This window comes from Paralteromonas sediminis, assembly GCF_003820355.1.
Classification (GTDB): Bacteria; Pseudomonadota; Gammaproteobacteria; order Enterobacterales; family Alteromonadaceae; genus Alteromonas_F; species Alteromonas_F sediminis.
Genome location: NZ_RPOK01000002.1, coordinates 767,645 through 792,744, shown reverse-complemented (window position 1 = coordinate 792,744; position 25,100 = coordinate 767,645). Strand labels below are relative to the sequence as shown.

The 25,100-nt window shown below is 46.4% G+C and carries 25 protein-coding genes; 20 read left to right on the top strand and 5 right to left on the bottom strand.

Annotation, left to right across the window (positions count from 1 at the left end):
• Positions 1 to 13 precede the first annotated feature (13 nt).
• Genes lpxK through DRW07_RS08830 form a run of 4 tightly spaced genes read left to right on the top strand, consistent with a single transcriptional unit; the run spans position 14 to position 2,981 of the window.
• Positions 14 to 982 (top strand): tetraacyldisaccharide 4'-kinase, encoded by a 969-nt coding sequence (gene lpxK, locus DRW07_RS08845; protein WP_124027596.1) that lies wholly within the window; start codon positions 14 to 16, stop codon positions 980 to 982.
• Positions 983 to 1,022: 40 nt separating this feature from the next.
• Positions 1,023 to 1,217, top strand: coding sequence for a Trm112 family protein (locus tag DRW07_RS08840; RefSeq protein WP_124027507.1), 195 nt, complete (start codon positions 1,023 to 1,025; stop codon positions 1,215 to 1,217).
• Positions 1,218 to 1,225: 8 nt separating this feature from the next.
• On the top strand, positions 1,226 to 1,999 hold the full coding sequence (gene kdsB, locus DRW07_RS08835; RefSeq protein ID WP_124027595.1) for a 3-deoxy-manno-octulosonate cytidylyltransferase: 774 nt from the start codon (positions 1,226 to 1,228) through the stop codon (positions 1,997 to 1,999).
• Positions 1,989 to 2,981: a Kelch repeat-containing protein gene (locus tag DRW07_RS08830; RefSeq protein WP_124027506.1), complete on the top strand. Its 993-nt coding sequence runs from the start codon at positions 1,989 to 1,991 to the stop codon at positions 2,979 to 2,981. The genes kdsB and DRW07_RS08830 overlap by 11 nt, the downstream gene beginning before the upstream one ends.
• On the opposite strand, the gene rimO is transcribed toward DRW07_RS08830, so the two are convergent.
• Positions 2,967 to 4,406: a 30S ribosomal protein S12 methylthiotransferase RimO gene (gene rimO, locus DRW07_RS08825; RefSeq protein WP_124027505.1), complete on the bottom strand. Its 1,440-nt coding sequence runs from the start codon at positions 4,404 to 4,406 to the stop codon at positions 2,967 to 2,969. The two genes, DRW07_RS08830 and rimO, sit on opposite strands and share 15 nt — an antisense overlap.
• Before the next feature lie 70 nt (positions 4,407 to 4,476).
• Here rimO and DRW07_RS08820 point away from each other — a divergent pair, with 70 nt between their 5' ends.
• On the top strand, positions 4,477 to 5,175 hold the full coding sequence (locus DRW07_RS08820) for an aspartate/glutamate racemase family protein (RefSeq protein ID WP_124027504.1): 699 nt from the start codon (positions 4,477 to 4,479) through the stop codon (positions 5,173 to 5,175).
• On the top strand, positions 5,175 to 5,648 hold the full coding sequence (locus DRW07_RS08815) for a DUF2919 family protein (protein ID WP_124027503.1): 474 nt from the start codon (positions 5,175 to 5,177) through the stop codon (positions 5,646 to 5,648). The genes DRW07_RS08820 and DRW07_RS08815 overlap by 1 nt, the downstream gene beginning before the upstream one ends.
• 11 nt (positions 5,649 to 5,659) lie before the next feature.
• On the opposite strand, the gene DRW07_RS08810 is transcribed toward DRW07_RS08815, so the two are convergent.
• Positions 5,660 to 6,067: a hypothetical protein gene (locus tag DRW07_RS08810; RefSeq protein WP_124027502.1), complete on the bottom strand. Its 408-nt coding sequence runs from the start codon at positions 6,065 to 6,067 to the stop codon at positions 5,660 to 5,662.
• Between the two features lie 31 nt (positions 6,068 to 6,098).
• Complete coding sequence (tcdA, locus tag DRW07_RS08805) at positions 6,099 to 6,899, bottom strand: tRNA cyclic N6-threonylcarbamoyladenosine(37) synthase TcdA (RefSeq protein ID WP_124027501.1); 801 nt, start codon at positions 6,897 to 6,899, stop codon at positions 6,099 to 6,101.
• Positions 6,900 to 6,928: 29 nt separating this feature from the next.
• Between tcdA and lhgO the strand changes: the two genes are divergently transcribed.
• The 6 genes from lhgO to DRW07_RS18300 all read left to right on the top strand — a co-directional run bounded on the left by lhgO (position 6,929) and on the right by DRW07_RS18300 (position 12,731).
• Positions 6,929 to 8,140, top strand: coding sequence for an L-2-hydroxyglutarate oxidase (gene lhgO / locus DRW07_RS08800; RefSeq protein WP_205665379.1), 1,212 nt, complete (start codon positions 6,929 to 6,931; stop codon positions 8,138 to 8,140).
• 96 nt (positions 8,141 to 8,236) lie between these two features.
• A complete protein-coding gene (locus DRW07_RS08795; RefSeq protein ID WP_124027500.1) occupies positions 8,237 to 9,199 on the top strand; it encodes a glutathione S-transferase family protein in 963 nt (320 codons plus the stop codon).
• A gap of 108 nt (positions 9,200 to 9,307) precedes the next feature.
• Positions 9,308 to 10,723 carry a mannose-1-phosphate guanylyltransferase/mannose-6-phosphate isomerase gene (locus DRW07_RS08790; protein WP_124027499.1) on the top strand — a complete coding sequence of 472 codons (1,416 nt, stop codon included), beginning with the start codon at positions 9,308 to 9,310 and terminating at the stop codon, positions 10,721 to 10,723.
• A 3-nt stretch (positions 10,724 to 10,726) separates the two neighbouring features.
• Positions 10,727 to 12,181: a phosphohexomutase domain-containing protein gene (locus DRW07_RS08785; RefSeq protein ID WP_205665378.1), complete on the top strand. Its 1,455-nt coding sequence runs from the start codon at positions 10,727 to 10,729 to the stop codon at positions 12,179 to 12,181.
• A 175-nt stretch (positions 12,182 to 12,356) separates the two neighbouring features.
• Positions 12,357 to 12,512, top strand: coding sequence for a hypothetical protein (locus DRW07_RS18305; RefSeq protein ID WP_165870453.1), 156 nt, complete (start codon positions 12,357 to 12,359; stop codon positions 12,510 to 12,512).
• A gap of 42 nt (positions 12,513 to 12,554) precedes the next feature.
• Positions 12,555 to 12,731, top strand: coding sequence for a hypothetical protein (locus tag DRW07_RS18300; protein WP_165870452.1), 177 nt, complete (start codon positions 12,555 to 12,557; stop codon positions 12,729 to 12,731).
• A gap of 209 nt (positions 12,732 to 12,940) precedes the next feature.
• On the opposite strand, the gene DRW07_RS08780 is transcribed toward DRW07_RS18300, so the two are convergent.
• Positions 12,941 to 13,363: a DUF3429 domain-containing protein gene (locus DRW07_RS08780; protein WP_124027498.1), complete on the bottom strand. Its 423-nt coding sequence runs from the start codon at positions 13,361 to 13,363 to the stop codon at positions 12,941 to 12,943.
• Positions 13,364 to 13,425: 62 nt separating this feature from the next.
• Entirely contained in the window at positions 13,426 to 14,706 is a 1,281-nt protein-coding gene (gltA, locus tag DRW07_RS08775; RefSeq protein ID WP_124027497.1) for a citrate synthase, read from the bottom strand.
• Positions 14,707 to 15,112: 406 nt separating this feature from the next.
• Between gltA and sdhC the strand changes: the two genes are divergently transcribed.
• From sdhC to sucD, 8 genes are all read left to right on the top strand, one after another.
• On the top strand, positions 15,113 to 15,487 hold the full coding sequence (sdhC, locus tag DRW07_RS08770) for a succinate dehydrogenase, cytochrome b556 subunit (RefSeq protein WP_124027496.1): 375 nt from the start codon (positions 15,113 to 15,115) through the stop codon (positions 15,485 to 15,487).
• Positions 15,481 to 15,828: a succinate dehydrogenase, hydrophobic membrane anchor protein gene (gene sdhD, locus DRW07_RS08765; protein ID WP_124027495.1), complete on the top strand. Its 348-nt coding sequence runs from the start codon at positions 15,481 to 15,483 to the stop codon at positions 15,826 to 15,828. The genes sdhC and sdhD overlap by 7 nt, the downstream gene beginning before the upstream one ends.
• 1 nt (position 15,829) lies before the next feature.
• A complete protein-coding gene (gene sdhA, locus DRW07_RS08760) occupies positions 15,830 to 17,602 on the top strand; it encodes a succinate dehydrogenase flavoprotein subunit (RefSeq protein ID WP_124027494.1) in 1,773 nt (590 codons plus the stop codon).
• Between the two features lie 15 nt (positions 17,603 to 17,617).
• On the top strand, positions 17,618 to 18,328 hold the full coding sequence (locus tag DRW07_RS08755) for a succinate dehydrogenase iron-sulfur subunit (protein ID WP_124027493.1): 711 nt from the start codon (positions 17,618 to 17,620) through the stop codon (positions 18,326 to 18,328).
• Between the two features lie 181 nt (positions 18,329 to 18,509).
• Positions 18,510 to 21,335 carry a 2-oxoglutarate dehydrogenase E1 component gene (locus tag DRW07_RS08750; protein ID WP_124027492.1) on the top strand — a complete coding sequence of 942 codons (2,826 nt, stop codon included), beginning with the start codon at positions 18,510 to 18,512 and terminating at the stop codon, positions 21,333 to 21,335.
• 9 nt (positions 21,336 to 21,344) lie between these two features.
• Entirely contained in the window at positions 21,345 to 22,829 is a 1,485-nt protein-coding gene (gene odhB, locus DRW07_RS08745; RefSeq protein WP_124027491.1) for a 2-oxoglutarate dehydrogenase complex dihydrolipoyllysine-residue succinyltransferase, read from the top strand.
• 110 nt (positions 22,830 to 22,939) lie between these two features.
• Positions 22,940 to 24,106 (top strand): ADP-forming succinate--CoA ligase subunit beta, encoded by a 1,167-nt coding sequence (gene sucC / locus DRW07_RS08740; RefSeq protein WP_124027490.1) that lies wholly within the window; start codon positions 22,940 to 22,942, stop codon positions 24,104 to 24,106.
• Positions 24,106 to 24,978, top strand: coding sequence for a succinate--CoA ligase subunit alpha (gene sucD / locus DRW07_RS08735; RefSeq protein ID WP_124027489.1), 873 nt, complete (start codon positions 24,106 to 24,108; stop codon positions 24,976 to 24,978). Before sucC ends, sucD begins: the two co-directional genes overlap by 1 nt.
• Positions 24,979 to 25,100: the final 122 nt, after the last annotated feature.

Here is a 25,100-nt window from a genome sequence, read left to right as displayed (position 1 = left end):
AGTGCTAAGGGCAATGTGGTTTGATAACCACCCGGTTAAGTGGTTGTTCTTTCCCCTTACCATTCTTTTTGGCCTATTGACGCGCTTAAGACGGTACCTTTTTGCAATCGGCGTGATGAAGCAACGGCATCCTGGTATTCCTGTCTTGGTGGTGGGGAATATTTCAGTAGGCGGCAACGGCAAAACGCCAGTGGTTACTCAGGCTGCACAGTGGCTGGTTGATGCCGGGTATTCCCCAGGTATTCTAAGCAGAGGCTATGGTGGCCACTGTACCACTTTCCCGCATCATGTTAAGCCTACCGATACAGCGGCGTGGGTAGGTGATGAGCCCAAACTTATGGCATCGCGTCTGTCGTGCCCGGTGGTCATCGACCCCATTCGATACAGGGGGGCGCAACACTTAAAAGGATTAGGCTGCAATGTTGTTGTTTGTGATGATGGACTTCAACACTACGCTTTAGGGCGTGACATTGAATGGGTCGTAATGGATGACAGAAGAGTGGGTAACGGTGCTTTGTTGCCGATGGGACCGCTGCGGGAGCCTGTTAAGCGATTATCCACAGTTAACGCGATTATCCATAATGGACAAAACCCTTTAGTGAATAATGCCTATGCCATGACACTCAATCCCAGTGTTATTCGCAATGTAAGAAACAACGAAGAGGTGTTAACCATTGACGCCTTTCGACAACAATACGCTGATGGTGTGACAGCCCTTGCGGGTATAGGCGACCCAACGCGTTTTTTTACTACGTTATCTAATCTGCATATTAAGGTGACAGAGGCGTTGCCATTTCCTGACCATCATGCGTTTTCAGCGCAAGACCTTCCTCTGGGCGCAACCATAATGACAGAGAAAGATGCGGTGAAATGTACTGCCTTTGCCCATCCAGATTGTTGGTACTTAGAGGTTAGCGCGAACCTACCCAATACGCTGAAAAGTGCATTGCTTGATAAACTCGCAGATATCGCCTCTAATTAACCGCAATTCTATTTTGATGAACTTATACTGAGAATTAATCATGGCATTTGACAAACAACTTCTTTCAATTCTTGCCTGCCCGGTGTGCAAGGGACAACTTGTACTTACGCAGCAGCCTGAGTCATTGGTGTGTCGCTTCGATCGCTTGCGTTTTCCCATAAAAGAAGGCATCCCAGTATTAATTGAAGAACAAGCGGAAAGCTTATCCCTCGAAGAGTTGGAATCATTAAAATGACAGACAGTGTGGCCTTTAGTGTCATCATACCAGCTAGGTTTGGATCCACGCGTTTCCCCGGAAAGCCCCTTGCTGATATAAACGGAAAGCCAATGATAAACCACGTGGTAGACAGAGCCGTGGAAGCTGGTGCATCACAAATTATCGTAGCGACAGATGATGATCGAATTGCTCAGGTTGTTTCTCAACCTGCCACCGTGTGTATGACGGCGCCTCACCATCAATCGGGCACGGAGCGCTTGGCTGAAGTCGTTACGTCTTGTGGTATTTCACAGCAGCATATTGTAGTGAACGTGCAGGGGGATGAGCCTTTTGTACCTGCTGAGAATATTCAACAGGTTGCTACTTTGTTAGCCAGTCATGAAGCACCCATGGCCACTTTAAGTACGCCGATTAAAGACGTCGAAGAGATTACAAACCCAAACATTGTTAAGGTTGTCTGCGATGTAAATGGCAGGGCCTTATATTTCTCTCGCGCCAGCATCCCATTTCAGCGCGATGCGATGCTGGCCAACTTCGCTGACCCTTCAAAAGCCAACGTAAGTCATTTTCAGCGACATATTGGCATTTATGCTTACCGTGCCGGATATATCCAGCAGTATGTCGATTATGCGCCGAGTGCGATTGAGCAACAAGAGTCGTTAGAGCAACTCAGGGCACTTTGGTACGGTGATAGCATTATGGTTCAAGAAGCTGTTTCACCCCCTCCTGTGGGCATAGATACACCAGAAGACCTGTCTAATCTACTTCTAAAAGACAAGGATATACTGCATGCCAATTAAAAAGTCATGGTTCCCGCTACTGTGTGCGGCTTTAGTGAGCTCAGCAGCATGGGCCGGGCCATCAACGTGGCAAAAAGGCATTGACTTGCCAGAGCCGACACAGGAAATCTATCCTACAGTTCACGGCGGAAGCATAGTTGTTGCAGGTGGCATTAATGCTTCACAACCTGACTGGCAGATCCATACCGCTGTGTGGGCGTGGTCCGAGGGAGACATGGCGTGGTCGTCACTGCCTTCGCTGCCTGAACCCTGGCATCACGGAATACTCGTGTCATGGCAAGGTGAATTGCTGCACATTGGTGGTTTTACCCGTTCTGAACAGGGAAGCTGGGTAAATCGCAATGATGTATTGCGTCTCGATGGTGAAAAGTGGGTGCGCCACAGTCGGTTGCCGATGCCCTTGTCAGAGTCTAACGTTGCGGTATTACATGGTCGTCTTCACCTTGCCGGTGGACGTTCGCCGAGTGGAAGTGAAAATAGCCAGTGGGGCCATCAAAGCGATGTTGCAGTACACTGGTATTACGATACCGATACTCAGACATGGTTGCCAGCGAAACCTTTGCCTTCTCCCCGTAACAGTACATGCTCAATCGTGGTAGATGATCAATGGTATATCCTTGGTGGTCGGACTGTTGGTGGCGGCAATGTTGCTTCGAATGAACGGTACGATGCTAAGAACGATAGCTGGACAACGCTCTCCCCGATGCCACAGGCACAAGGTGGTCTCGCGTGTGCAAGCATTAATGGTGACATTTTTGCCTTTGGCGGAGAGTTTTTTACCGGTGACGGTGGGGTTTACAAAGACGTCTGGCGTTACGTTATAAAAGACGATACTTGGCATCGTGCTGGGGAAATGCCGGTGCCTCGTCATGGGTTAGGTGCGGTGTCCTACAATGGGCGTATCGCTGTTATTGCGGGTGCGGCAAAAGTGGGGGGGAGTGACACACAAAATCGTGTGTCATGGTTCTCATTCGCCAACTGACTCTGCTAATTCCTCTTCAACGAGTACACCCCAGCAATCGTGCTCGTTGGAGTGAATGATTTCGCACCAAACCTGATCCCCAGGGTTCAGATCATAAACGCCGTTTAGGTGAACAACGCCGTCTACTTCCGGGGCGTCTGCAAAACAACGACCTACAGCCCCTTCACTGGTTACTTCATCAATAACTACTAGGTATTCTTTGCCTATGCGGCTTCTCAGCCGTTGTGCGCTAATTTCACCTTGCACTTGCATGAATCTAGCCAGCCTGTCTTGTTTGACATCCTCGGGTACAGGATCGGGCAATTCGTTGGCTTTGGCACCATCAACCTCTGAATAGGCAAAACAGCCAACACGGTCGAGTTGTGCCTGGCGAATAAAGTCAAGAAGCTCTTCGAATTCTGCTTCTGTTTCACCTGGAAAGCCGACAATAAATGTCGAGCGAATAATCAGCTCAGGGCATTGCTCACGCCACGCTTTGATCCGTTCTAGGGTGCGCTCTGCACTACCTGGACGCTTCATCAGCCTTAAAATTCGTTTGTTAGCATGCTGGAATGGAATATCTAAATAGGGCAATACCTTACCTTCATTCATCAAAGGAATAAGATTATCAACATGCGGATAGGGGTAAACATAATGCAGTCTTACCCACATACCCATTTCTCCCAGTTTTTCGCACAACTGCTGCATGTGTGTTTTTACTGGCATGCCATTCCAAAAACCAGTGCGATGCTTAACATCCACTCCATACGCGCTGGTATCCTGAGAAATGACCAATAATTCTTTCACACCGGCTTTTTTTAATCTTTGTGCTTCATCCAGTATTTCGCCCACGGGTTTACTTACTAAATCACCGCGCATTGAGGGAATGATGCAGAAAGTACACCTGTGATTACAGCCTTCTGAGATTTTAAGGTAAGCATAGTGTCTTGGTGTAAGTTTAACCCCGTGGTCGGGAACCAAATCAACAAAAGGATTATGGCTAGGCTGTGGCAAATGTTCATGAACCTGCTCAACAACTGTTTCGTAGGCATGAGGACCCGTAATCGCTAGTACATTAGGGTGAACCTCACGAATCTCATCCTCTTTGACACCCAGGCATCCTGTGACGATAACTTTGCCGTTTTCTTTCAACGCTTCGCCGATCGTGTCCAGTGACTCTTCAACGGCGGCATCAATAAAGCCGCAGGTATTCACAATGACTAAGTCAGCATCGTTGTAAGTTGGAACCACGTTATAACCTTCTGTCCTCAATTGCGTAAGGATGCGTTCTGAGTCAACGAGGTTCTTAGGGCAGCCCAGACTCACGAAACCGATCCGGGCGTCACCTGAGACGCGGCGCTTTTTTTCGGCAGTATCTGCGTCGAGCACTTTGACGGGCGCACTCAGTGTTGTTGTTTGATTTGGTGTGAATTTTTCTACTGTCATTTTTCTGTTTGCATCTTGCACTATGCGCGTATTATATCAGCTTCACTGTATAGAGGCTAAGCAGACGTTGATGAAAAAGATTGGCTTAATTGGCGGCATGAGTTGGGAATCCACATCGACTTACTATCAATTGATTAATCAAGGGATAAAGCAGGCCCTGGGAGGCCTGAACAGCGCCCGTATTGTTCTGGATAGCGTTAACTTTTGTGAAATAGAGCAAGATCAGCGCAACGGAGAATGGGACAGAGCTGCCGACAAATTGATTACCTCTGCCCGCGCACTGGAAAGCGCAGGTGCCGATTTCTTCCTCATTTGTACCAACACCATGCATATCGTCGCTGAAACCGTAGCTGCTGAAGTCACTATTCCCCTGTTGCATATTGCAGATGCAACCGCCAATAAACTGGTCCATGATGGTAAACAGACTGTTGGTCTGTTGGGAACTGCTTTTACCATGGAGCAGCCTTTTTATACGCAACGGCTATCTGAAAAATATAACCTTGAAGTGCTTACCCCAGAAGCTGTTGAACGCAAAAAGGTACACGCTATTATCTACCATGAATTATGTCTCGGGAAAATTGTGCCCGAGTCTAAACAAATTTATCTGAATATTATTGATCAACTGGTTGAAAAAGGGGCACAAGCCATCATATTAGGGTGTACCGAAATAGCCATGCTGATTAAGCAGAGTGACACGGGCGTTCCCTTGTACGACACCACGAGACTTCACGCAGATGCCGCCGTTATCAGAGCAATTAATCAAGAATAATGCAACAGAATAGAACCACATTGCCCTTACCACTTAATCGCTATGATGAGGCGGGTAGGGTACTGCCGCCGTTGTGGTTACATTGGGCGCTGTTTTGGGGAGCAAGGGCGCTCATATTGCTGGCAGCGACTATAATGCTTGGCCCAAGCGGTGAAAACATTCCTCTTATTGTGTATCCGTCCCAAAGCCAGTGGCTGATCAGTATAGGCCTGGGTGTTATTTACTTGCTGATTTGGTTGGGCATTGGTAGGCGAGAATGGTTTTGGCAACGCAATTATTCTGTTGCATGGGTTAAACCTGTCATCCTCATGCTACTCATAACGGACGTTGCTTTACAGGTTGCATTTATTGCGTATGAGCAGGGCCGTTTCAGTCTGTTAAAGGGGGCGTTTCTTTTGCTGACGTTAACAGCGCTTGTCTGCGTCGTTCGCAGCAAGCACTTAGCGATTATGATGAGAGACTGGCGCGGTTAAGCTATTCCCATCTATTGTTTGTGGTGGGTACAGGCCTGATCAAAATAGGCCTTAACACTTACCTGACTATCGTTCACAAGGCGCTCGTAACAAATGCCTGCAAAAGCATAAGTGTTGTTAGCGTAAGCCAGCAATACATGAGGAGCCTCGGGGTTTGATTGGTCGTAACGCCATTCACCGCCCACGAGTTGTTTGTATACCTCTCCGACATACGCACCAAAAATATTGCATAAAGTGAATACCGCTTGGTCTTCCAGCACTTCATCGTGGTATTTATCAATAAAACCCAATAGAAGATCATCGACAAGGATGATGCTCTCAGGACTGTAATTTAATTCTAAACCAAATTCTTCTCGTGCGGTTGCGACGGCATCTCCCGCACTTGCTTTCATCAATTCGTCTAGTTCACTTTGTTGCATAGCGTCTTCCTGTCTTTTTTGGTTATTGTGCTTAACTCTCACTCGCTTGTCGAGACAGAGTTTCCAGACGAGATAAACTCACACTTGCTGCGACCATCCCAAAGGTCGCGGTAACCGTGCTAATTGCGCCAAATCCTGAGGCACAGTCTAGCCGTGTACTCCCGTCCATTACCGATTTCTCGAAACTCACGCTGCCGTCTGGTTGTGGGTAACGCAATTGCTCATGACTGTATACACAAGGCACACCAAAACGTCGCTGTAGATTTTTGCTAAACCCATAGTCACGTCTTAATACACTGCGCAACTTGGCGGCTAAGGGGTCTTGCTTTGTTTTTGCTAAGTCAGCTGTGGTGATCTGTGTTGGGTCCAGTTGTCCGCCAGCACCACCTACCGTTACCACGTGTATCTTTTGCCTTTTGCAATGCGCGATAATGGCGGCTTTTGCATTTACGCTATCTGTGGCTTCAATCACGCTGTCAAGGTCACTGGTGATAAGTGCTGAAACATTTTCAGGTAAAACAAAATCCTCAATAGCGTTGACCTGGCAATCTGGATTAATAGCCAAAATGCGCTGTTTCATAACGTCAACTTTTGCCTTACCCACGGTATGAGAAAGCGCGTGTAATTGCCGATTGGTATTGGTGATACAAATGTCGTCCAAATCGACCAGTGTAATCTTACCTACACCGCTTCTGGCGATAGCTTCAGCAGACCAACAACCCACACCACCAATACCAATGATGGCGACATGACTTTCAGCAAAACGGCTAAGAACCGCATTTCCGTATAAACGCGCTATACCACCGAAGCGCGTTTTGACAGTATTATTCATAAATGAACACCGATACAACAGAGGGTTAGGTGACTAAGTCCGCAGATTATATCATTGTTGGCGCCGGTATTGTGGGTGCAGCATTAGCAATGCAGCTGGTTTTGCAGAAAAAAAATGCCAGGGTTATTGTTATTGAGCGGGAAAAACGTCCCGCTCAACATCAAACTGGAAGAAACTCAGGTGTCATCCACGCCGGCGTCTATTACGCACCGGGTAGTTTAAAAGCGGTTTATTGTCGTGAGGGCTGCGAGCAGACGTTGTCCTTTTGCCAACAACATAATATTCCCCATGAGCGCTGTGGCAAATTGTTAGTCGCCACTTCTGACCACGAAATAGAGGGCATGCAGAATTTGTATGCACGTTGCAAAGAAAACGGCCTGTCACCCACTTTACTAAGTAAGCAGCAAATTGGTGAGTTGGAGCCTCATATTCAAAGTGTAGGGGGATTTAAGGTATCGCAGTCCGGCATTACCGACTACAAAGCAGTATGCCAAGCCATGCTTAATATTGCCGAGCATAGCGGGCGTTGCCAGATAGTCTACGACCAAAAAATTACTGCTATTGAAGAGTCTGCTAATGCATTGAAGGTATTCACTTCAAGTGCATCTACCGGCAATCTAGCCTACACAGGAACACAATTAGTAAATTGTGCAGGTCTCTATGCCGATGAAGTCGCTAAGATGGCAGGATTGCTACCCGATGTCAGATTACTGCCATTTCGCGGAGAGTATTTCAGGTTGTCTTCGCGATTTGACGGCATCACAAACCACCTTGTCTATCCAATTCCAGATCCTAATATGCCATTTTTGGGCGTACACCTGACGAAAATGATAGGTGGCTTCACCACAGTGGGTCCCAATGCAGTGCTGGCCAGCGGCAGAGAAGCCTACGAAAACTTTTCGTTTTCTGCGACTGAACTTAAACATATTTTTAGCTTTCCTGGTACCTGGAAACTGCTCTGGCAGCACAGAAAAAGCGCGCTTCGTGAGGCAGCTTCCAGTCTCAGTCGTCAGTACTATTTAACGCTGGTGCAGCGCTACTGTAACGCGATAAAACTGGATGACCTAGGCCCGTTTAGGTCAGGGATCCGGGCACAGGCAGTATCTATTAAAGGCGAGCTTGTACACGATTTTGCTTTTGCTAAAACGCCATTGAGTTTGCATGTTATTAACGCACCTTCACCGGCAGCAACCAGTGCTATACCTATTGCCAATGACCTTATTCAAAGACTGTCCAATTAACTCGAACAGTGTGTTCAATAATACGAAACAGTCAAAACAGAGGCCGCATGCTTTAATAGAATCAGGTAAACAGACTGAAACGCAGGAGTGATAATTATGGGGTTACTGGTTGAAGGCCAATGGCAGGATGTATGGTATGACACTGAGGGTAATGAGGGAAAGTTTAAGCGTCAGGAGTCTAAATTTCGCGAGACAATTTCAACGCAGTCTGGCGCAAAATATGCGCCGGAGAGTGGGCGCTACCACCTGTATGTGTCTTTGGCTTGCCCATGGGCGCACAGGACCCTCATTTTTCGCAAATTAAAAGGGCTTGAACCTCATATTAGTGTCTCAGTGGTAAACCCTGACATGCTCGACAAAGGGTGGACATTTGCGCCTTATCCTGGCGCAACCGAAGATCATTTGTTTAATTTTGATTATATGCATCAGGTATACACTAAGGCCCAAGCCGATATAACAACCCGTGTAACTGTGCCTGTTCTCTGGGATAAGAAAACGCAAACCATAGTGAACAACGAATCATCTGAAATTATTCGTATCTTCAACACCGCATTTAACACATTAACGGGTAACACTGACGATTATTATCCTGATGCCTTAGCCAACGAGATAGATGAATTAAACGAGCGTATTTATCACGACGTTAACAATGGGGTGTATAAATCTGGTTTTGCTACCACACAAGCGGCGTATGAAGAGGCGGTAATCCCTTTATTCGAAACATTGGATTGGTTGGAAGCGAGATTGTCTAGCAGACGATACTTGACTGGCAATACGGTTACTGAGGCTGATTGGCGACTATTTACCACTTTAGTGCGTTTTGACCCTGTATATGTGGGTCACTTTAAGTGTAATTTAAAATCCATTAAAGATTATCCTAATTTGTATGGCTACTTACGTGACCTGTATCAGGTGGAAGGCGTGGCTGAAACGGTGAACATGGATCATATTAAGCGTCACTACTATTTCAGTCACGATATGATAAACCCCACCCGAGTTGTACCCAAAGGGCCGCTACAAGACCTGAATGCACCTCATGAACGAGATACCATCGGGTAATTTATTGCAATTATAAGAAAATCGGCGTTAGTGGATTGATTGACGGAGTAGGCTTGTTTACCATCTAGTCAGTTTGTCTATTTATTACAATTCTAACAAGGAACAGGTATGACGCCGATTATTCTTGCCGGGGGCACGGGAAGTCGTTTGTGGCCAAAATCTAGAGCTGCATTGCCAAAGCAATTTCTCTCACTAACATCTGATCAAACCATGTTGCAAGAAACCTTGGCACGTCTGGATGGAAGCCAAGCCGGAGCACCTATAATTGTGTGCAATGATGCGCATCGATTCTTAGTCGCTGAACAGTTGCGTCAAAAGGGTATCGAACATGGCGGTATCTTACTGGAGCCAGTCGGGCGCAATACGGCACCCGCTATTGCACTTGCAGCCCTACATGCGACAAAAGCGGGCGATGATCCCAACTTGTTAGTACTTGCGGCTGATCATTTAATTAAAGACGTATCGGCATTTCACGACGCCATAGCAAAAGCAGAAAAGCTGGCTGATCAAAATTTACTTGTGACATTTGGTATTGTGCCCACTCAGGCCCATACCGGCTATGGATATATCAATGCTGACACTGCCGTTGACTGTGGCCTGAAAGTAAATGAGTTTGTGGAAAAGCCAGATTTGAACACCGCACAAGCCTATGTAGATAGCGGTAAATATTTCTGGAATAGCGGCATGTTCTTATTTAAAGCCAGTGCGTATCTGGCTGCACTTCAACAGTATGCGCCGGAGATCTTCAGTGCATGTCAGCGAGCTATCGAGACTGAAACGGCCGATTTGGATTTTATCAGAATAGATAAAGACGTGTTTGCTTCCAGCCCCGACGACTCCATAGATTACGCTGTGATGGAAAAAACCGACAAAGCCGCTATGGTGCCGCTTGATGCGGGCTGGAGTGATGTTGGTAGCTGGTCGTCGCTGTGGGAAACCGCTGACAACAAAGATGAAAATGGCAATGTAGTCGTTGGCGACGCCATTCTGCAGGGTGTGAGTAACAGTTACATCAATGCTGAAGAAAGACTCATTTCTGTGATTGGGCTTGATGATGTTGTCGTGGTTGAGACCAAAGATGCAGTCATGGTTGCACACAAGGATAAAGTACAGGATATAAAATCGGTGGTCTCTCAGTTGAAAAAGGAGAAACGGCCTGAATTTGAATTCCATCGTGAAGTCTACAGACCATGGGGCAGCTACGATTCCATTGACAGCGGTGAGCGATTCCAGGTTAAGCGCATAACAGTGAAGCCCGGTGAAAAACTGTCCGTGCAAATGCACCATCACCGTGCTGAACATTGGGTCGTGGTGTCTGGTTCAGCTAATATTACCATAGGTGAAGAAACAAACTTGGTGACCGAGAACGAGTCGGTTTATATTCCTATAGGTGAAATTCATGCCCTTGAAAACCCAGGGAAAATACCTTTGGAATTGATCGAGGTGCAATCTGGGTCCTATTTGGGTGAAGATGATATCGTACGTTTTTCAGATCGTTATGGTCGCACTGAGCAGAAGGGTTAATTGATGACGATGGAATTAACCTGTTTTAAAGCGTATGACATTCGTGGAGAGCTCCTCACGCAGCTCGATGAAAACGTGGCATATCGCATTGGACGAAGCTTTGCCGAAGAGCTGAACGCAAAAACGGTTGTTGTGGGTGGCGATGTCAGGCTTACCTCAGAAGCGCTCAAATTAGCGCTGAGTGCAGGGCTTATCGACGGCGGAGCAAAGGTCACGGATTTAGGTATGGTCGGTACCGAGCTTATCTACTTCGCCACGAAACATCTTGGTGTCGATGGTGGAATTGAAGTCACCGCAAGTCATAACCCCATTAATTACAATGGGATGAAACTGGTGAAGCGGGATTCAGTGCCTATAAGCGGCGACACAGGGCTAACTGCGATTAAAATGCGCGCGGAGTCTTATGATAATGCCGACGTTGAGGCTGCATTAGCGTCTTATGGAAGTGATAACGCTTACGACGAGAATGCATTTACACAAGGTCAATGTCGAGTGACAACATTGACGCAGAATTCCAATTACGTTACCAAAAACGTGATGCAGGAATATGTGGCACACGTTACGTCCTACATTGACGTTGCCAAGTTGACCCCGTTAAAAATTGTAGTTAACGCTGGCAATGGGGCCGCGGGGCCAGCTATCGATGCTATTGAGAGCGACTTTACGCAAAAAGGTATTCCTGTCTCTTTCATTAAAGTTCATCACACTCCAGATGGTACATTTCCGCACGGGATCCCAAACCCGTTATTGCCGGAGTGCCGGGCTGACACTGCCAAGGCAGTACTTGAGCACAAGGCCGATTTTGGCATAGCCTGGGATGGCGACTATGACCGTTGTTTCTTATTTGATGCCAAGGGGCAGTTTATAGAAGGGTATTACATTGTTGGATTGCTAGCACAGGCATTTCTGGCTAAAGATTCAGACAACAGCATCATCTACGATCCCAGAGTGTATTGGAATACGGAAGACATTATTGCTGACGCGGGTGGTAGACCGGTTAAATCCAAAACTGGGCATGCATTTATCAAAGAGAGAATGCGTAAGGAAGATGCCATATACGGTGGTGAGATGAGTGCCCACCACTATTTCAGAGACTTCGCGTATTGTGATTCTGGGATGATCCCCTGGCTTTTGGTTGCTGAGCTTATCAGCTCAACGAAAACATCATTGGCGGATATGGTCGAAGCCAGGATCCAGGCGTTTCCCTCGTCGGGTGAAATCAACAGTAAACTGAAAGATGCTGATGCCGCACTAGCTCGCGTACTTGCGCACTATGAAGGTGATGCGGTGGAACGTGACGAAACCGATGGAATTGGTCTTTCGTTTGGTAACTGGCGCTTTAATTTACGCAAATCGAATACCGAACCTGTTATCAGACTCAATGTGGAAAGTCGCGGCGATATAGCCTTAATGGAAGCAAAAACGGCTGAGCTTTTAAACATTATCCGAAACGAATGAAAGGGTGGGCCTGAGCGCCCACTGACTTTGCTTTGCGTTATTCAATAAAAAGCTGATCGGAAGCTGTGCTTGCGATCAGCTGTTACCCACATCCTTATCTCTATACTGTTGAATCATTACAACGATTTTGTTGTATGCGTTAAAAACCAATTTTAATGTTATAAGGAAATGACAGATGCAAGAATTAGATGATAGGGATATTGAGCAGATAAATGGTGGCGCAACAAGTTCAGCGATTGCCGTGTGGACGATTCTGATTGCCTGTAAAGACGAGCTTAAAGAAATAGGCGAAGAGTTAGGAGCAGGCTTTTATGATGGTCTCCACTCATAATCACTCTCAAATTAATTATAGAATTAGACTAAAGGAACAACAATGAAAGAGCTCGATGAAATGGAAGTCAATAAGGTCTCTGGTGCTTATAGTGCTAGCATTTGGTATTGGACAGGTTATGCAGTTGGGAAACTTGTTGGTGCGCTGGAAGACGCGGGTGGCAATTATTATAACGGAGCCCGAACTACAGCCTTGCAGCCTGATAACCACCAGGATTAAGAGTCATAAATAATGCCCTCTAAGATTTATTTCAAACGAGTCAAAGTGAGATTACCTAGGGGGGCTGATGTTTAAAAAGCTGAAGATGCGATATAAATCATACAGTCCCATTGTAAAAGCGGGCTTCATTGTGTCTTTCATCACACTTATTATTCTCGTTATAGACAAACTTGATGCTCTTTTACGAAGTTTATGAGCATATTACTTGTTCAATTTAATGAAAAAATCATCCAACCATGACTTAGCACGACTACAGTCGTTAATGTCATACGCAATTTTGTATACCAGACTACCTTATCTTTCGGCAGCGTCAGAACTTGTTTATCGTACAACATGATCAACAAAAAACCGACTGACAGAAGCCCTAATGCCATTAATTGAGGGATAAAGGCAAGGCACAACCATCCTAGAATACTGGGCAGCATAGCCACATATATCTGATGCTTCGACCGATTACCACATATTGCGTCATACCAGTGAATACCGCCCAAAAATGAGAGGATTACTGCACTGTAACTGACAAATCCTTTGGCTGCTAAATACCAGTCAATGGTGTTCGTGGTTGCCAACAAAGGAATACCGACAAAGGGCAGAAGACCCGCCACACCCAATAACCAAGCTGTATTTTTCATAGTATTTTCTTCGTTTAAAAAAATAGCGCCATTTGGCGCCATTTTAATTTAGTAATAAACCCTTATTTTTCAATAGGGTTATATTTTCTTTCAGTTTCACCTGTGTAGAGCTGACGCGGACGCCCGATCTTCTGACCCGGCTGGCTCAGCATTTCATGCCAGTGAGAAATCCAGCCAACAGTGCGCGATAAGGCGAAAATACAAGTAAACATGTTTGTAGGAATACCAATCGCCTTCAGTACGATACCTGAATAGAAATCGACATTAGGGAACAATTTCTTCTCTTTGAAGTAAGGGTCTTCAAGCGCAATACGCTCAAGTTCCATTGCCACTTCAAGCAGTGGATCTTTTACTTCAAGTTCATTAAGTACTTCATGACAACTTTCACGCATCACAGTGGCGCGTGGGTCATGGTTCTTGTAAACCCTGTGGCCAAAGCCCATGAGACGGAAAGGATCGTTTTTGTCTTTAGCGCGTTCGATAAACTCGGGTATGCGGTCAACCGAACCAATCTCCTCGAGCATATTCAGGCAAGCTTCGTTGGCACCACCATGTGCTGGCCCCCATAGTGAGGCCACACCTGCGGCGATACAAGCGTAAGGGTTTGCACCAGATGAACCTGCAAGACGAACCGTTGAAGTAGATGCATTTTGCTCATGGTCGGCATGTAACGTAAAAATACGGTCCATTGCACGCGCCACAGCCGGACTAATTTTGTAGTCTTCCGCAGGAACAGAGAACATCATGTTGAGGAAGTTTTCTGCATAGCTCAAATCATTGCGAGGATAAACAAATGGTTGCCCTACGTTATACTTGTAGCACATAGCAACCAGTGTCGGCATTTTTGCAATTAAACGGTGTGCACTGCGTACGCGCTGCTCGGGGTTAGAAACGTCTAAGTCGCTGTGGTAAAAAGAGGATAACGCGCCCACAGTACCACACAACATAGCCATTGGGTGGGCATCGTTTCTAAAACCATGAAAGAACATATTGATTTGTTCATGCACCATGGTGTGGCGCGTGATCGTGGCCTTAAATTCTTTGTATTCTTCTGCATTTGGTGCTTCACCGTGAAGCAACATATGGCACACTTCTAGGTAGTCTGCGTCACGGGCCAATTCTTCAATCGGGTAACCGCGGTGCAGCAAGACACCTTTTGCGCCATCGATAAATGTAATGGCGGATTCACATGAACCTGTCGCCATAAAGCCAGGATCGAAAGTGAAATATCCACTTGCGCCCAGCGCCCTTACGTCTATCACATCGTGACCGGCTGAGCCGGAGAGGATAGGGAGTTCTACTTCTTTATCACCGGCTTTTAAAATGGCTTTCTGGTCTGCCATAAAATGCTCTCCTCAGAAATGTTCTGTTTGCAGCGAAATAGTCTAAAATTGACTCAATCGTTGGGAAAAGTGGCGTATTTGTACTTATTCTACCTCAATAAGTCAATTTTAATGCATAAATGCACAATATATATTCGGTATTTATAAATTTGATGTCCCTTAAGATACACCAAAGGGTATAGCATAGAGAATGTACAAATTGTCATACGACTAAGGTCTTAATAAAGCACAAAAAATTGTATTTAAATTTGTCGCTAGATATACTCAGTAGGCTTTTAAGACGAAATATGTGCGCCTTAAAAATTTATTATAATAAAATTAACAAAATCGTAACACCAAGCAGAACGCATTAAATTTTTGTTAAAATTAATTGCGTAACTCAATTGGATAAAACAGGCATCTTAGTGTGAAAAAGCAAAGACCCGTAAATTTAGATCTTAACACCATCAAATTTCCTCCTTCTGCTATTTCGTCCATCCTTCACCGCGTAACTGGTGTGGCAATGTTTTTTGCCCTGTTATTCGTGATTTGGGCGTGGGCTGTATCATTGTCTTCATCGGCTGGTTTTGACCAGGTGGTTGAAATGATGAATGGCTTTATTGGCAAATTTATTGCCATCGGCACCGTTTCCGCATTGACCTACCATCTACTTGGCGGTGTACGCCACGTAATTATGGATATGGGGTATTGGGAAGAATTAGAGTCAGGCAATGCGAGTGCCAAAGCAGTTATTGGCCTTTGGATTGTATTGACGATTGCTGGAGGAATTGCATTATGGTAACCAATCAGGCCAGTATCAAACGCGACGGCGTTCAAGATTACGTTTCGTTGCGTGCGACAGCGGCGATTATCACTGCGTTTACTCTATATCTAGCGTGGTTTTTTATCACAACCGACAACATCACTTTCGAGGTATGGCAGGGTCTGTTCTCTTCCATTGGTATGAAAGTGTTTACACTTGCTGCACTCGTAGCAATTATGATCCACGTCCGAATTGGACTTTGGCAAGTATTAACAGACTACGTAAAGCCCACTGGGTTGAGAGCGACGTTGCAATACGTGTTGAACATTATCGCGTTTGTTTACGTTGCAGTTGGTTTGTTTGTGTTGTGGGGAGTGTAGTATGAATCTACCAGTTCATGAATACGATGCCGTAGTAATCGGCGCAGGTGGTGCGGGAATGCGTGCCGCATTACAAATTTCTCAAAGCGGCAAGTCTTGCGCGCTTTTGTCTAAAGTTTTTCCAACCCGTTCTCATACAGTATCTGCTCAAGGTGGTATCACTGTAGCTCTGGGAAACTCTCATGAGGACAATTGGGAATGGCACATGTATGACACGGTCAAAGGGTCAGACTACATCGGTGATCAAGAAGCCATCGAATATATGTGCAAAACAGGTCCTGAAGCTATAATTGAGATGGAAAACATGGGCTTGCCATTCTCGCGTTTTGAAAACGGTAGGGTGTATCAGCGTCCATTTGGTGGTCAGTCGAAGAATTTCGGTGGTGAGCAGGCTGCTAGAACAGCTGCCGCAGCAGACCGGACGGGGCACGCACTATTGCATTTGCTCTATCAGCAGAATGTAAAAAATAAAACGAAAGTTTTCAGTGAGTGGTATGCCTTGGACTTGGTTAAAAACCAAGACGGCGATGTGGTCGGATGTACCGCTATCGACATTGAAACGGGTGAAGTGGTTTATTTTAAATCTCGTGCCGTCGTGTTAGCGACCGGTGGAGCAGGGCGTATTTACGCATCTACCACCAACGCGCATATTAATACCGGTGACGGCGTGGGCATGGCTTTACGTGCCGGTGCACCGGTGCAAGACATGGAAATGTGGCAATTTCATCCAACGGGCATCGCTGGTGCCGGTACCTTGGTGACTGAAGGTTGTCGCGGTGAAGGCGGATATCTGCTGAACAAAGATGGTGAACGCTTCATGGAGCGCTATGCACCCAACGCAAAAGACCTTGCAGGTCGTGACGTTGTAGCTCGCTCCATGATGACAGAAATTCGTGAAGGTCGTGGTTGTGAAGGTCCTTGGGGTACACACATCAAGCTTAAACTCGACCATTTGGGTAAAGACGTACTTGAGTCACGTTTGCCTGGTATTCTTGAGCTTTCCAGAACCTTTGCTCACGTTGACCCTGTAAAAGAGCCTATTCCGGTCATTCCTACGTGTCACTATATGATGGGTGGTGTGCCTACAAATGTCGACGGTCAGGTTCTCCAAATTGACGCTGAAGGTAACGAGAAGCCATTGAACGGTCTGTTTGCCTGCGGCGAAATTGCGTGTGTATCTGTTCACGGTGCAAACCGATTGGGTGGCAACTCGCTGCTTGATTTGGTGGTGTTTGGTCGTGCTACTGGATTGCATCTTGGCGACAAGCTCGATGAAGTAGCACCGATGCGCGACGCCTCACAATCAGATCTAGATGCAGCGATGGCGCGTTTTAATCGTTGGGAAAGCTCTGAAAAAGGCAAGGGCGAGGATCCGGTTCAAATTAAGAAAGACATGCAAGAATGTATGCAGCTTAGTTTTTCTGTATTCCGCGAAGGCGAAGCAATGGCTGACGGCCTTAAACAATTGTCAGAGATTCGAGAGCGTTTGCAACACGCCCGCTTGGATGACAAGAGCGCAGACTTTAATACACAGCGTATAGAGTGTTTAGAACTCGATAATCTGATGGAAACGGCCTATAGCACAGCGGTAGCAGCCAACTTCCGTACAGAAAGTCGCGGTGCTCACAGCCGTTTCGATTTCCCTGATAGGGACGATGAAAAATGGCTGTGCCACACTATCTATAATCCAGAGACAGAGTCTATGTCTCGTCGTGAAGTTAATATGGCGCCTAAGCTACGTGAAGCTTTCCCGCCAAAAGTACGTTCGTATTAATGTGAGGCAATGACGATGCAATTACAATTTTCTGTTTATCGTTACAACCCGGAAGTGGACGATGCGCCACGCATGCAAGACTACTCAATAGACGTTGAGGAAGGTCAGGACATGATGGTGTTGGATGCCTTGCTTCTTTTAAAAGAACAAGATCCTACACTCTCTTTCCGTCGCTCTTGCCGCGAGGGCGTGTGTGGCTCAGATGGTATGAACATGAATGGTAAAAATGGCCTGGCATGTATCACACCACTCTCAGCCTTGGGCAAAGGTAAAATTGTTGTCCGCCCTCTGCCAGGTCTGCCTGTTGTGCGCGACCTGGTAGTAGACATGACACAGTTTTACACCCAGTATGAAAAGATTAAGCCGTTTTTAATTAATGACAGTAAGCAACCGCCAGCGAGAGAACACCTTCAGTCACCTGAAGAGCGTGCTAAGCTTGATGGCCTGTACGAGTGTATCTTGTGTGCATGTTGCTCTACCTCATGTCCATCTTTTTGGTGGAACCCTGATAAGTTTATTGGGCCGGCGGGTCTTTTACATGCATACCGGTTCCTAATTGACAGTCGTGATACCGCGACCGATGAGCGTTTGAATGACCTGGATGATGCGTTCAGTGTGTTCCGTTGTCACGGTATTATGAATTGTGTCAGTGTTTGTCCTAAAGGATTAAATCCTACCAAGGCAATCGGTCACATAAAATCTATGTTGCTACAAAGGGCCGTGTAGTCAACATTGTTTGTTTTATCAACAAACAAGACGTAAGTATTAAATGGCCGTCCCGTTAGGATGGCCATTTTTGTTTAAAAAGCAGGAAAAACCTGTATTTAATGTTGGGTTAAACCCACATAAATGATTAAAATAAGGGAATTAATTCCCGGACCCTAAATTGGCAAACCAAGGCAAAAGAATGCAAGAAAGTGTTATGCAAGCATGGTGGGATTCGTCACATATGGCGGGTGCCAACGCACCGTACATTGAAGAGATGTACGAAGCCTATCTGGATGATCCGCAAGGTGTGTCTCAAGAGTGGCGTGAAGTATTCGATAAGTTACCAAAGGTTGATGGTGTCGAACTGGATACTAATCATACGCTTATCAAGGATAAATTCAGGACTTTAGCCGCTATGGGCCCACTTTCAAGAGTGGGAGTTTCAGCAAGTAGTGCAGGTTCTAACACACACTCTGATGAGAAGCAGGTAAAGGTTCTTCAGCTCATTAATGCCTACCGATTTCGCGGTCACCAGCATGCAAATCTGGATCCTCTTGGCTTATGGCAACAGGAAAGGGTCAGAGATTTAGAGCTTTCACACCATAACCTTTCTGAGAGCGAGTTTGACAGCGTTTTTAACGTGGGTTCTTATGCTATCGGCAAAGAGTCAATGCCATTAGGCGATTTGTTCAAATCACTTAACCGCACTTACTGTGGCTCTGTAGGCGCTGAGTACATGCACATAACCGACACAGAGCAGAAACGTTGGTTACAACAAAAAATTGAGTCAGTAGAAGCCAAACCAGAAATTTCGAAAGAGAAGAAGGTCGCAATCCTGAAAGGCTTGATCGCGGCAGATGGCATGGAAAAATATCTGGGGTCTAAGTTCCCTGGCGCGAAGCGCTTCTCGCTAGAGGGCGGCGATTCATTAATTCCCATGCTTAAAGGTCTTATTCACGAAGCAGGTGAAGTTGGCACTAAAGAAGTTGTTATCGGAATGGCTCACCGTGGTCGTTTGAATGTGCTGGTTAATGTTTTAGGTAAAAATCCGTCTGTATTGTTCGACGAGTTCTCTGGTAAACACGACGAGTCTTTAGGCGCAGGTGATGTGAAGTACCACGCCGGGTTTTCGTCTGACTTCGCTACGGCTGGTGGCAATGTGCATTTAGCATTGGCATTTAACCCATCACACTTGGAAATCGTTAACCCTGTCGTTATGGGTTCGGTTAGAGCGCGAATGGCGCGTCGTGAATACAACTCTGGCAATGTTTTGCCTATTACCATTCACGGTGATTCTGCTATTGCAGGTCAGGGCGTGGTGCAGGAGACATTCAATATGTCTCAAACACGTGGCTTTGCAGTGGGCGGAACAGTGCGTATTGTGGTTAATAACCAGGTTGGTTTTACTACCTCTAAAACAGAAGATACCCGCTCTACGCAATACTGTACAGATATCGCGAAGATGGTTCAGGCACCTATCTTCCACGTTAATTCTGATGATCCAGAAGCAGTGTTGTTTGTGACCAAGTTGGCTTTGGAATACCGCAACAAATTTAAGCGTGATGTGGTCATTGACTTGGTCTGTTACCGTCGCCACGGTCACAATGAAGCGGACGAACCGAACGCGACTCAGCCGCTGATGTACCAAAAAATTAAAAAGCACCCTGTGCCACGAGCGCTATATGCAGACCAGCTTATTGCTGAAGGTGTGATTTCCGATCGTGAAGTCGACAAGTATGTCGATGAGTATCGTGCGGCCCTGGACCACGGAGCATGTGTTGTAGAGGAATGGCGCCCAATGACAGAGCACTCTGTCGATTGGCGTCCATATCTTGGCCATGACTGGGATGTGCCCTACGATGGCAGCATCAGTGTAACTGAATTAAAGGGGCTGGGCCGGAAACTCGTCACCTTCCCTGAAGATGTTAAGTTACAGTCTCGTGTAAACAAGCTGTACCAAGACCGTAAGGCCATGATTGAAGGCGAAAAGCCGCTCGACTGGGGAATGGCCGAGAATCTGGCCTATGCAACCGTGGTAAACGGAGGCAATCCAATCCGCTTGGTCGGTCAGGATTCTGGGCGTGGCACCTTCTTCCATCGTCACGCCGTTATTCATAACCAGACAGATGGCAGTACCTATATGCCGCTGCAACATATCAGTGACAATCAGGGCACGATGGAAATTTATGATTCCGTGTTGTCTGAAGAAGCTGTTATGGCCTTTGAATATGGCTATGCCACCGCGGAACCTTCATGTCTCACAATATGGGAAGCGCAGTTTGGTGATTTTGCCAATGGTGCGCAGGTTGTATTTGACCAGTTTTTGAGCTCTGGTGAGGCTAAGTGGGGGCGGTTATGTGGTCTCGCTGTGCTATTACCTCATGGTTATGAAGGGCAGGGTCCGGAGCATAGCTCGGCGCGCTTGGAACGCTTCCTTCAGTTATGTGCTGATCACAATTGGCAGGTCTGTATTCCGTCTACACCAGCCCAGGTGTTTAACATGATTAGGCGCCAAATTGTTAGGCCCATGAGAAAGCCGCTTGTCGTTATGTCACCAAAGTCATTATTGAGACATCCATTGGCAGTATCTTCATTGGAAGAATTGTCTGAAGGTGTGTTTCACAACGTAATTGGTGAGGTTGACGACCTGGATGCGAAAAAAGTTAAGCGCGTGGTGATGTGTTCGGGCAAAGTTTACTATGATTTACTCGAACAAAGACGCAAGAACGAACAAACGGATGTTGCGATCATCCGACTTGAACAACTGTATCCATTCCCGCAGGAAGAATGTGCTAAAGTGGTAGCACAATATTCTCATGTGAAGGATTGGGTGTGGTGTCAAGAAGAACCGCAAAATCAGGGCGCCTGGTATTGTAGCCAACACCATTTCTGGCAGGCTATACCGGAAGGTGCCACACTGACCTACGCAGGACGCGAAGCTTCGGCATCACCTGCTGTAGGGTATGTATCTGTTCACAACCAACAACAAAAAGCGTTGGTTGAAGACGCACTCACGATCAAATAAGGAACAACAATGGCAATAGAAATAAAGGTTCCAGTGCTACCTGAGTCAGTTGCAGATGCCACCATCGCAACCTGGCATGTAAAAGCAGGCGACAGCGTTAAGCGCGACCAAAACCTTGTAGATATAGAAACCGACAAAGTCGTGCTAGAAGTCGTTGCACCGGCTGACGGTGTGATCGGTGAGATAATGAATGAAGAAGGCGCTACGGTGCTTGGTGAACAAGTGATAGCATCGTTGGAAGAAGGTGGTGCCGCAGCAGCGCCAGCTTCAGACGATAAACAAGAAGCCTCTGATGATGCCCCTGCCGCAAGCGGAAAAGAAGTTGAGATTCGCGTACCAGTGTTACCCGAATCGGTTGCTGATGCCACCATCGCAACTTGGCACGTACAAGCCGGTGAGTCAGTGAGTCGTGATCAAAATCTGGTTGATGTTGAAACTGACAAAGTAGTTCTTGAGGTGGTGTCGCCTGGTGATGGTGTCTTGGCTGAAATTCTAGCTGAAGAGGGCGCTACTGTTACCGCAGAAGAAGTGATTGGCAAGTTTGTAGAAGGCGCGTCTGGGGCTGCGAAAGCAGATTCTGCCCCCGCTGCTGAATCTGACGACAGCGATGCTGATGTACTTAGCCCATCTGTGCGACGTTTGCTTGCTGAAAAAGGCATTGACCCTTCTAATATTAAGGGCTCTGGAAAGGGCGGCCGTATTACTAAAGAAGATGTTGAAAAACACCTTAAAGCCGCGCCAGCATCGTCTGCTCCTGCTGCCGCCGCTCCTGAAGTTGCAGTAGCCGCAGGTGAAAGAAGTCAGAAACGCGTGCCAATGACACGTTTGCGCAAAACCATTGCCAATCGACTTCTTGAAGCGAAAAACTCAACAGCAATGCTCACTACATTTAACGAAGTGAACATGAAACCTATCATGGATCTTCGCAAACAGTATCAGGAAAGCTTTGAGAAGCGCCACGGTATTCGTTTGGGCTTCATGTCGTTTTACGTTAAAGCTGTAACAGAAGCATTAAAACGCTTCCCAGAAGTGAATGCATCAATAGACGGCGACGATATCGTCTATCACAACTATTTTGACATTTCTATTGCTGTATCTACGCCTCGCGGCTTAGTGACGCCGGTTCTTAAAGACACGGACGCACTGGGCATGGCGGGAGTAGAAAAAGGCATTAAAGAATTGGCACTTAAAGGCCGTGACGGCAAGCTTTCTATGGCAGAGCTGCAAGGCGGTAACTTTACCATTACTAATGGTGGTGTGTTTGGTTCTTTAATGTCTACACCTATTATCAACCCGCCTCAAAGTGCAATCCTGGGTATGCATAAAATTCAGGATCGTCCTATGGCGGTGAATGGTAAAGTTGAAATTCTACCAATGATGTATCTGGCACTGTCCTATGACCACCGTATTATCGATGGTAAAGAGTCTGTTGGCTTCTTGGTGACAGTAAAAGAAATGCTAGAAGATCCTACTCGCCTATTATTGGACGTGTAGTACGTAAATATGAGTAACGTGAAAAGATGCGGTATTTACCGCATTTTTTCGTTCTCTTAAATAGGTCGCAAAAGCGACTGTTCTGTTAATGAAAATCGGAAAGAAACACCATGAATTTGCATGAATATCAGGGTAAACAGTTATTCAAAGAATACGGTCTACCTGTTTCTGAAGGGTACGCAGCAGATACGCCTCAAGGGGCAGTAGAAGCAGCAGACCGCATTGGCGGCTCTGAGTGGGTTGTCAAGTGTCAGGTACACGCCGGCGGACGCGGAAAAGCGGGCGGCGTTAAGCTAGTTAAAAATAAAGACGAGATTCGTGCTTTTGCGGAAAGCTGGTTGGGTAAAAACTTGGTTACTTTCCAAACCGACGAGAAAGGGCAACCAGTAAGCAAAATCTTGGTCGAATCTTGCACAGACATCGCCAACGAACTGTACTTGGGTGCAGTGGTTGACCGCACAACACGTCGTGTTGTCTTCATGGCCTCTACTGAAGGTGGTGTTGAGATTGAAACCGTAGCTGAAGAGACGCCTGAAAAAATCCTTAAGGCTGAAATCGACCCTATCGTTGGTCCTCAGCCTTATCAAGCACGTGAAATGGCGTTCAAACTTGGTTTGTCAGGTGTTCAAATTAAGCAATTCGTACAAATCTTCTTAGGTTTGGCGAAAATGTTTGAAGAGCTGGATGTAGCACTTATTGAAATCAACCCGCTTGTTATTAAAGATGACGGCAACTTGCACTGCCTAGATGCGAAAGTTGGTATCGACAGCAATGCGCTATATCGTCAGCCTAAGCTAAAAGATATGCACGATCCTTCGCAAGAAGACGCGCGTGAAGCACATGCTGCACAGTGGGAGCTTAACTATGTTGCACTTGATGGCAACGTAGGCTGCATGGTTAACGGTGCGGGTCTTGCTATGGGAACGATGGATATCGTTAATTTGCACGGCGGTCAGCCTGCTAACTTCCTCGATGTTGGCGGCGGTGCGACAAAAGAACGTGTTGCCGAAGCATTTAAAATCATTTTGTCAGATGACAATGTGAAAGCGGTATTGGTCAATATTTTCGGTGGTATTGTTCGTTGTGACATGATTGCTGAAGGCATTATCGGTGCTGTGAAGGAAGTTGGCGTAAACGTGCCTGTAGTTGTGCGTTTAGAAGGTACAAATGCTGAACTAGGTCGTGAAGTACTTGCTAATTCTGACCTTGATATTATTGCTGCAAGCAGTCTAACAGACGCCGCTCAGCAAGTTGTTAAAGCAGCGGAGGGCAAATAATGTCAGTTTTGATCAATAAAGACACTAAGGTTATCTGCCAGGGTTTTACTGGTGGGCAAGGCACGTTCCACTCAGAGCAAGCGATTGAGTACGGTACGCAAATGGTTGGCGGTGTGACGCCGGGCAAAGGCGGCACTGAGCACCTAGGTTTGCCTGTATTTAATACAGTACGCGAGGCAGTAGAAGCGACTGGCGCAACGGCAACGGTTATCTATGTTCCAGCACCTTTCTGTAAGGATTCAATTGTTGAAGCGGCTGATGCGGGCATCGAACTTATCGTTTGTATTACTGAAGGTATTCCTACTTTGGATATGCTTTACGTTAAAGAATACGTTGAAGCAAAGGGCGTACGAATGATCGGTCCAAACTGCCCGGGTGTTATCACACCTGGAGAGTGTAAAATTGGTATCATGCCTGGCCATATTCACAAGCCTGGTAAAGTGGGTATTGTTTCTCGCTCTGGTACACTTACGTACGAAGCGGTAAAACAAACTACTGATGAAGGTTTTGGACAGTCTACGTGTGTAGGTATCGGTGGTGATCCCATCCCAGGTTCAAACTTTATCGATATCTTGAAATTGTTCCAGGAAGACGATGGCACAGAAGCGATTGTGATGATTGGTGAAATCGGTGGAACAGCTGAAGAAGAAGCGGCTGCGTTTATTAAAGAAAACGTAACTAAGCCTGTCGTATCTTACATTGCAGGTGTCACTGCACCTCCAGGTAAGCGTATGGGCCACGCTGGTGCAATTATCGCTGGCGGTAAAGGCACTGCTGATGAGAAATTTGCAGCGCTAGAGGCAGCGGGTGTGAAAACAGTACGTTCATTGGCTGATATCGGCAAGGCACTTCGCGAAGCGACAGGTTGGTAAGCTAACCTGCTAAAACAAAAATTAAAAACCGCTACTTTTTATCGGGTAGCGGTTTTTTTATGAATGCTAAATGCACTTTCGACATTTAGAAAAAACCAAGTATTTAGCCGTTGGTTAAACCA

What these genes read in the sequence shown, in the direction of transcription:
- DRW07_RS18300 (WP_165870452.1), top strand. Translation starts at nt 12,555, where the DNA reads ATGAAAGAGCTCGATGAAATGGAAGTCAATAAGGTCTCTGGTGCTTAT.
- DRW07_RS08750 (WP_124027492.1), top strand. Translation starts at nt 18,510, where the DNA reads ATGCAAGAAAGTGTTATGCAAGCATGGTGGGATTCGTCACATATGGCG.
- sucD (WP_124027489.1), top strand. Translation starts at nt 24,106, where the DNA reads ATGTCAGTTTTGATCAATAAAGACACTAAGGTTATCTGCCAGGGTTTT.
- lpxK (WP_124027596.1), top strand. Translation starts at nt 14, where the DNA reads ATGTGGTTTGATAACCACCCGGTTAAGTGGTTGTTCTTTCCCCTTACC.
- DRW07_RS18305 (WP_165870453.1), top strand. Translation starts at nt 12,357, where the DNA reads ATGCAAGAATTAGATGATAGGGATATTGAGCAGATAAATGGTGGCGCA.
- DRW07_RS08780 (WP_124027498.1), bottom strand. Translation starts at nt 13,363, where the DNA reads ATGAAAAATACAGCTTGGTTATTGGGTGTGGCGGGTCTTCTGCCCTTT.
- tcdA (WP_124027501.1), bottom strand. Translation starts at nt 6,899, where the DNA reads ATGAATAATACTGTCAAAACGCGCTTCGGTGGTATAGCGCGTTTATAC.
- DRW07_RS08785 (WP_205665378.1), top strand. Translation starts at nt 10,727, where the DNA reads ATGACGATGGAATTAACCTGTTTTAAAGCGTATGACATTCGTGGAGAG.
- gltA (WP_124027497.1), bottom strand. Translation starts at nt 14,706, where the DNA reads ATGGCAGACCAGAAAGCCATTTTAAAAGCCGGTGATAAAGAAGTAGAA.
- sdhD (WP_124027495.1), top strand. Translation starts at nt 15,481, where the DNA reads ATGGTAACCAATCAGGCCAGTATCAAACGCGACGGCGTTCAAGATTAC.
- sucC (WP_124027490.1), top strand. Translation starts at nt 22,940, where the DNA reads ATGAATTTGCATGAATATCAGGGTAAACAGTTATTCAAAGAATACGGT.
- odhB (WP_124027491.1), top strand. Translation starts at nt 21,345, where the DNA reads ATGGCAATAGAAATAAAGGTTCCAGTGCTACCTGAGTCAGTTGCAGAT.
- DRW07_RS08830 (WP_124027506.1), top strand. Translation starts at nt 1,989, where the DNA reads ATGCCAATTAAAAAGTCATGGTTCCCGCTACTGTGTGCGGCTTTAGTG.
- DRW07_RS08815 (WP_124027503.1), top strand. Translation starts at nt 5,175, where the DNA reads ATGCAACAGAATAGAACCACATTGCCCTTACCACTTAATCGCTATGAT.
- DRW07_RS08820 (WP_124027504.1), top strand. Translation starts at nt 4,477, where the DNA reads ATGAAAAAGATTGGCTTAATTGGCGGCATGAGTTGGGAATCCACATCG.
- DRW07_RS08840 (WP_124027507.1), top strand. Translation starts at nt 1,023, where the DNA reads ATGGCATTTGACAAACAACTTCTTTCAATTCTTGCCTGCCCGGTGTGC.
- DRW07_RS08755 (WP_124027493.1), top strand. Translation starts at nt 17,618, where the DNA reads ATGCAATTACAATTTTCTGTTTATCGTTACAACCCGGAAGTGGACGAT.
- sdhA (WP_124027494.1), top strand. Translation starts at nt 15,830, where the DNA reads ATGAATCTACCAGTTCATGAATACGATGCCGTAGTAATCGGCGCAGGT.
- DRW07_RS08810 (WP_124027502.1), bottom strand. Translation starts at nt 6,067, where the DNA reads ATGCAACAAAGTGAACTAGACGAATTGATGAAAGCAAGTGCGGGAGAT.
- DRW07_RS08790 (WP_124027499.1), top strand. Translation starts at nt 9,308, where the DNA reads ATGACGCCGATTATTCTTGCCGGGGGCACGGGAAGTCGTTTGTGGCCA.
- rimO (WP_124027505.1), bottom strand. Translation starts at nt 4,406, where the DNA reads ATGACAGTAGAAAAATTCACACCAAATCAAACAACAACACTGAGTGCG.
- DRW07_RS08795 (WP_124027500.1), top strand. Translation starts at nt 8,237, where the DNA reads ATGGGGTTACTGGTTGAAGGCCAATGGCAGGATGTATGGTATGACACT.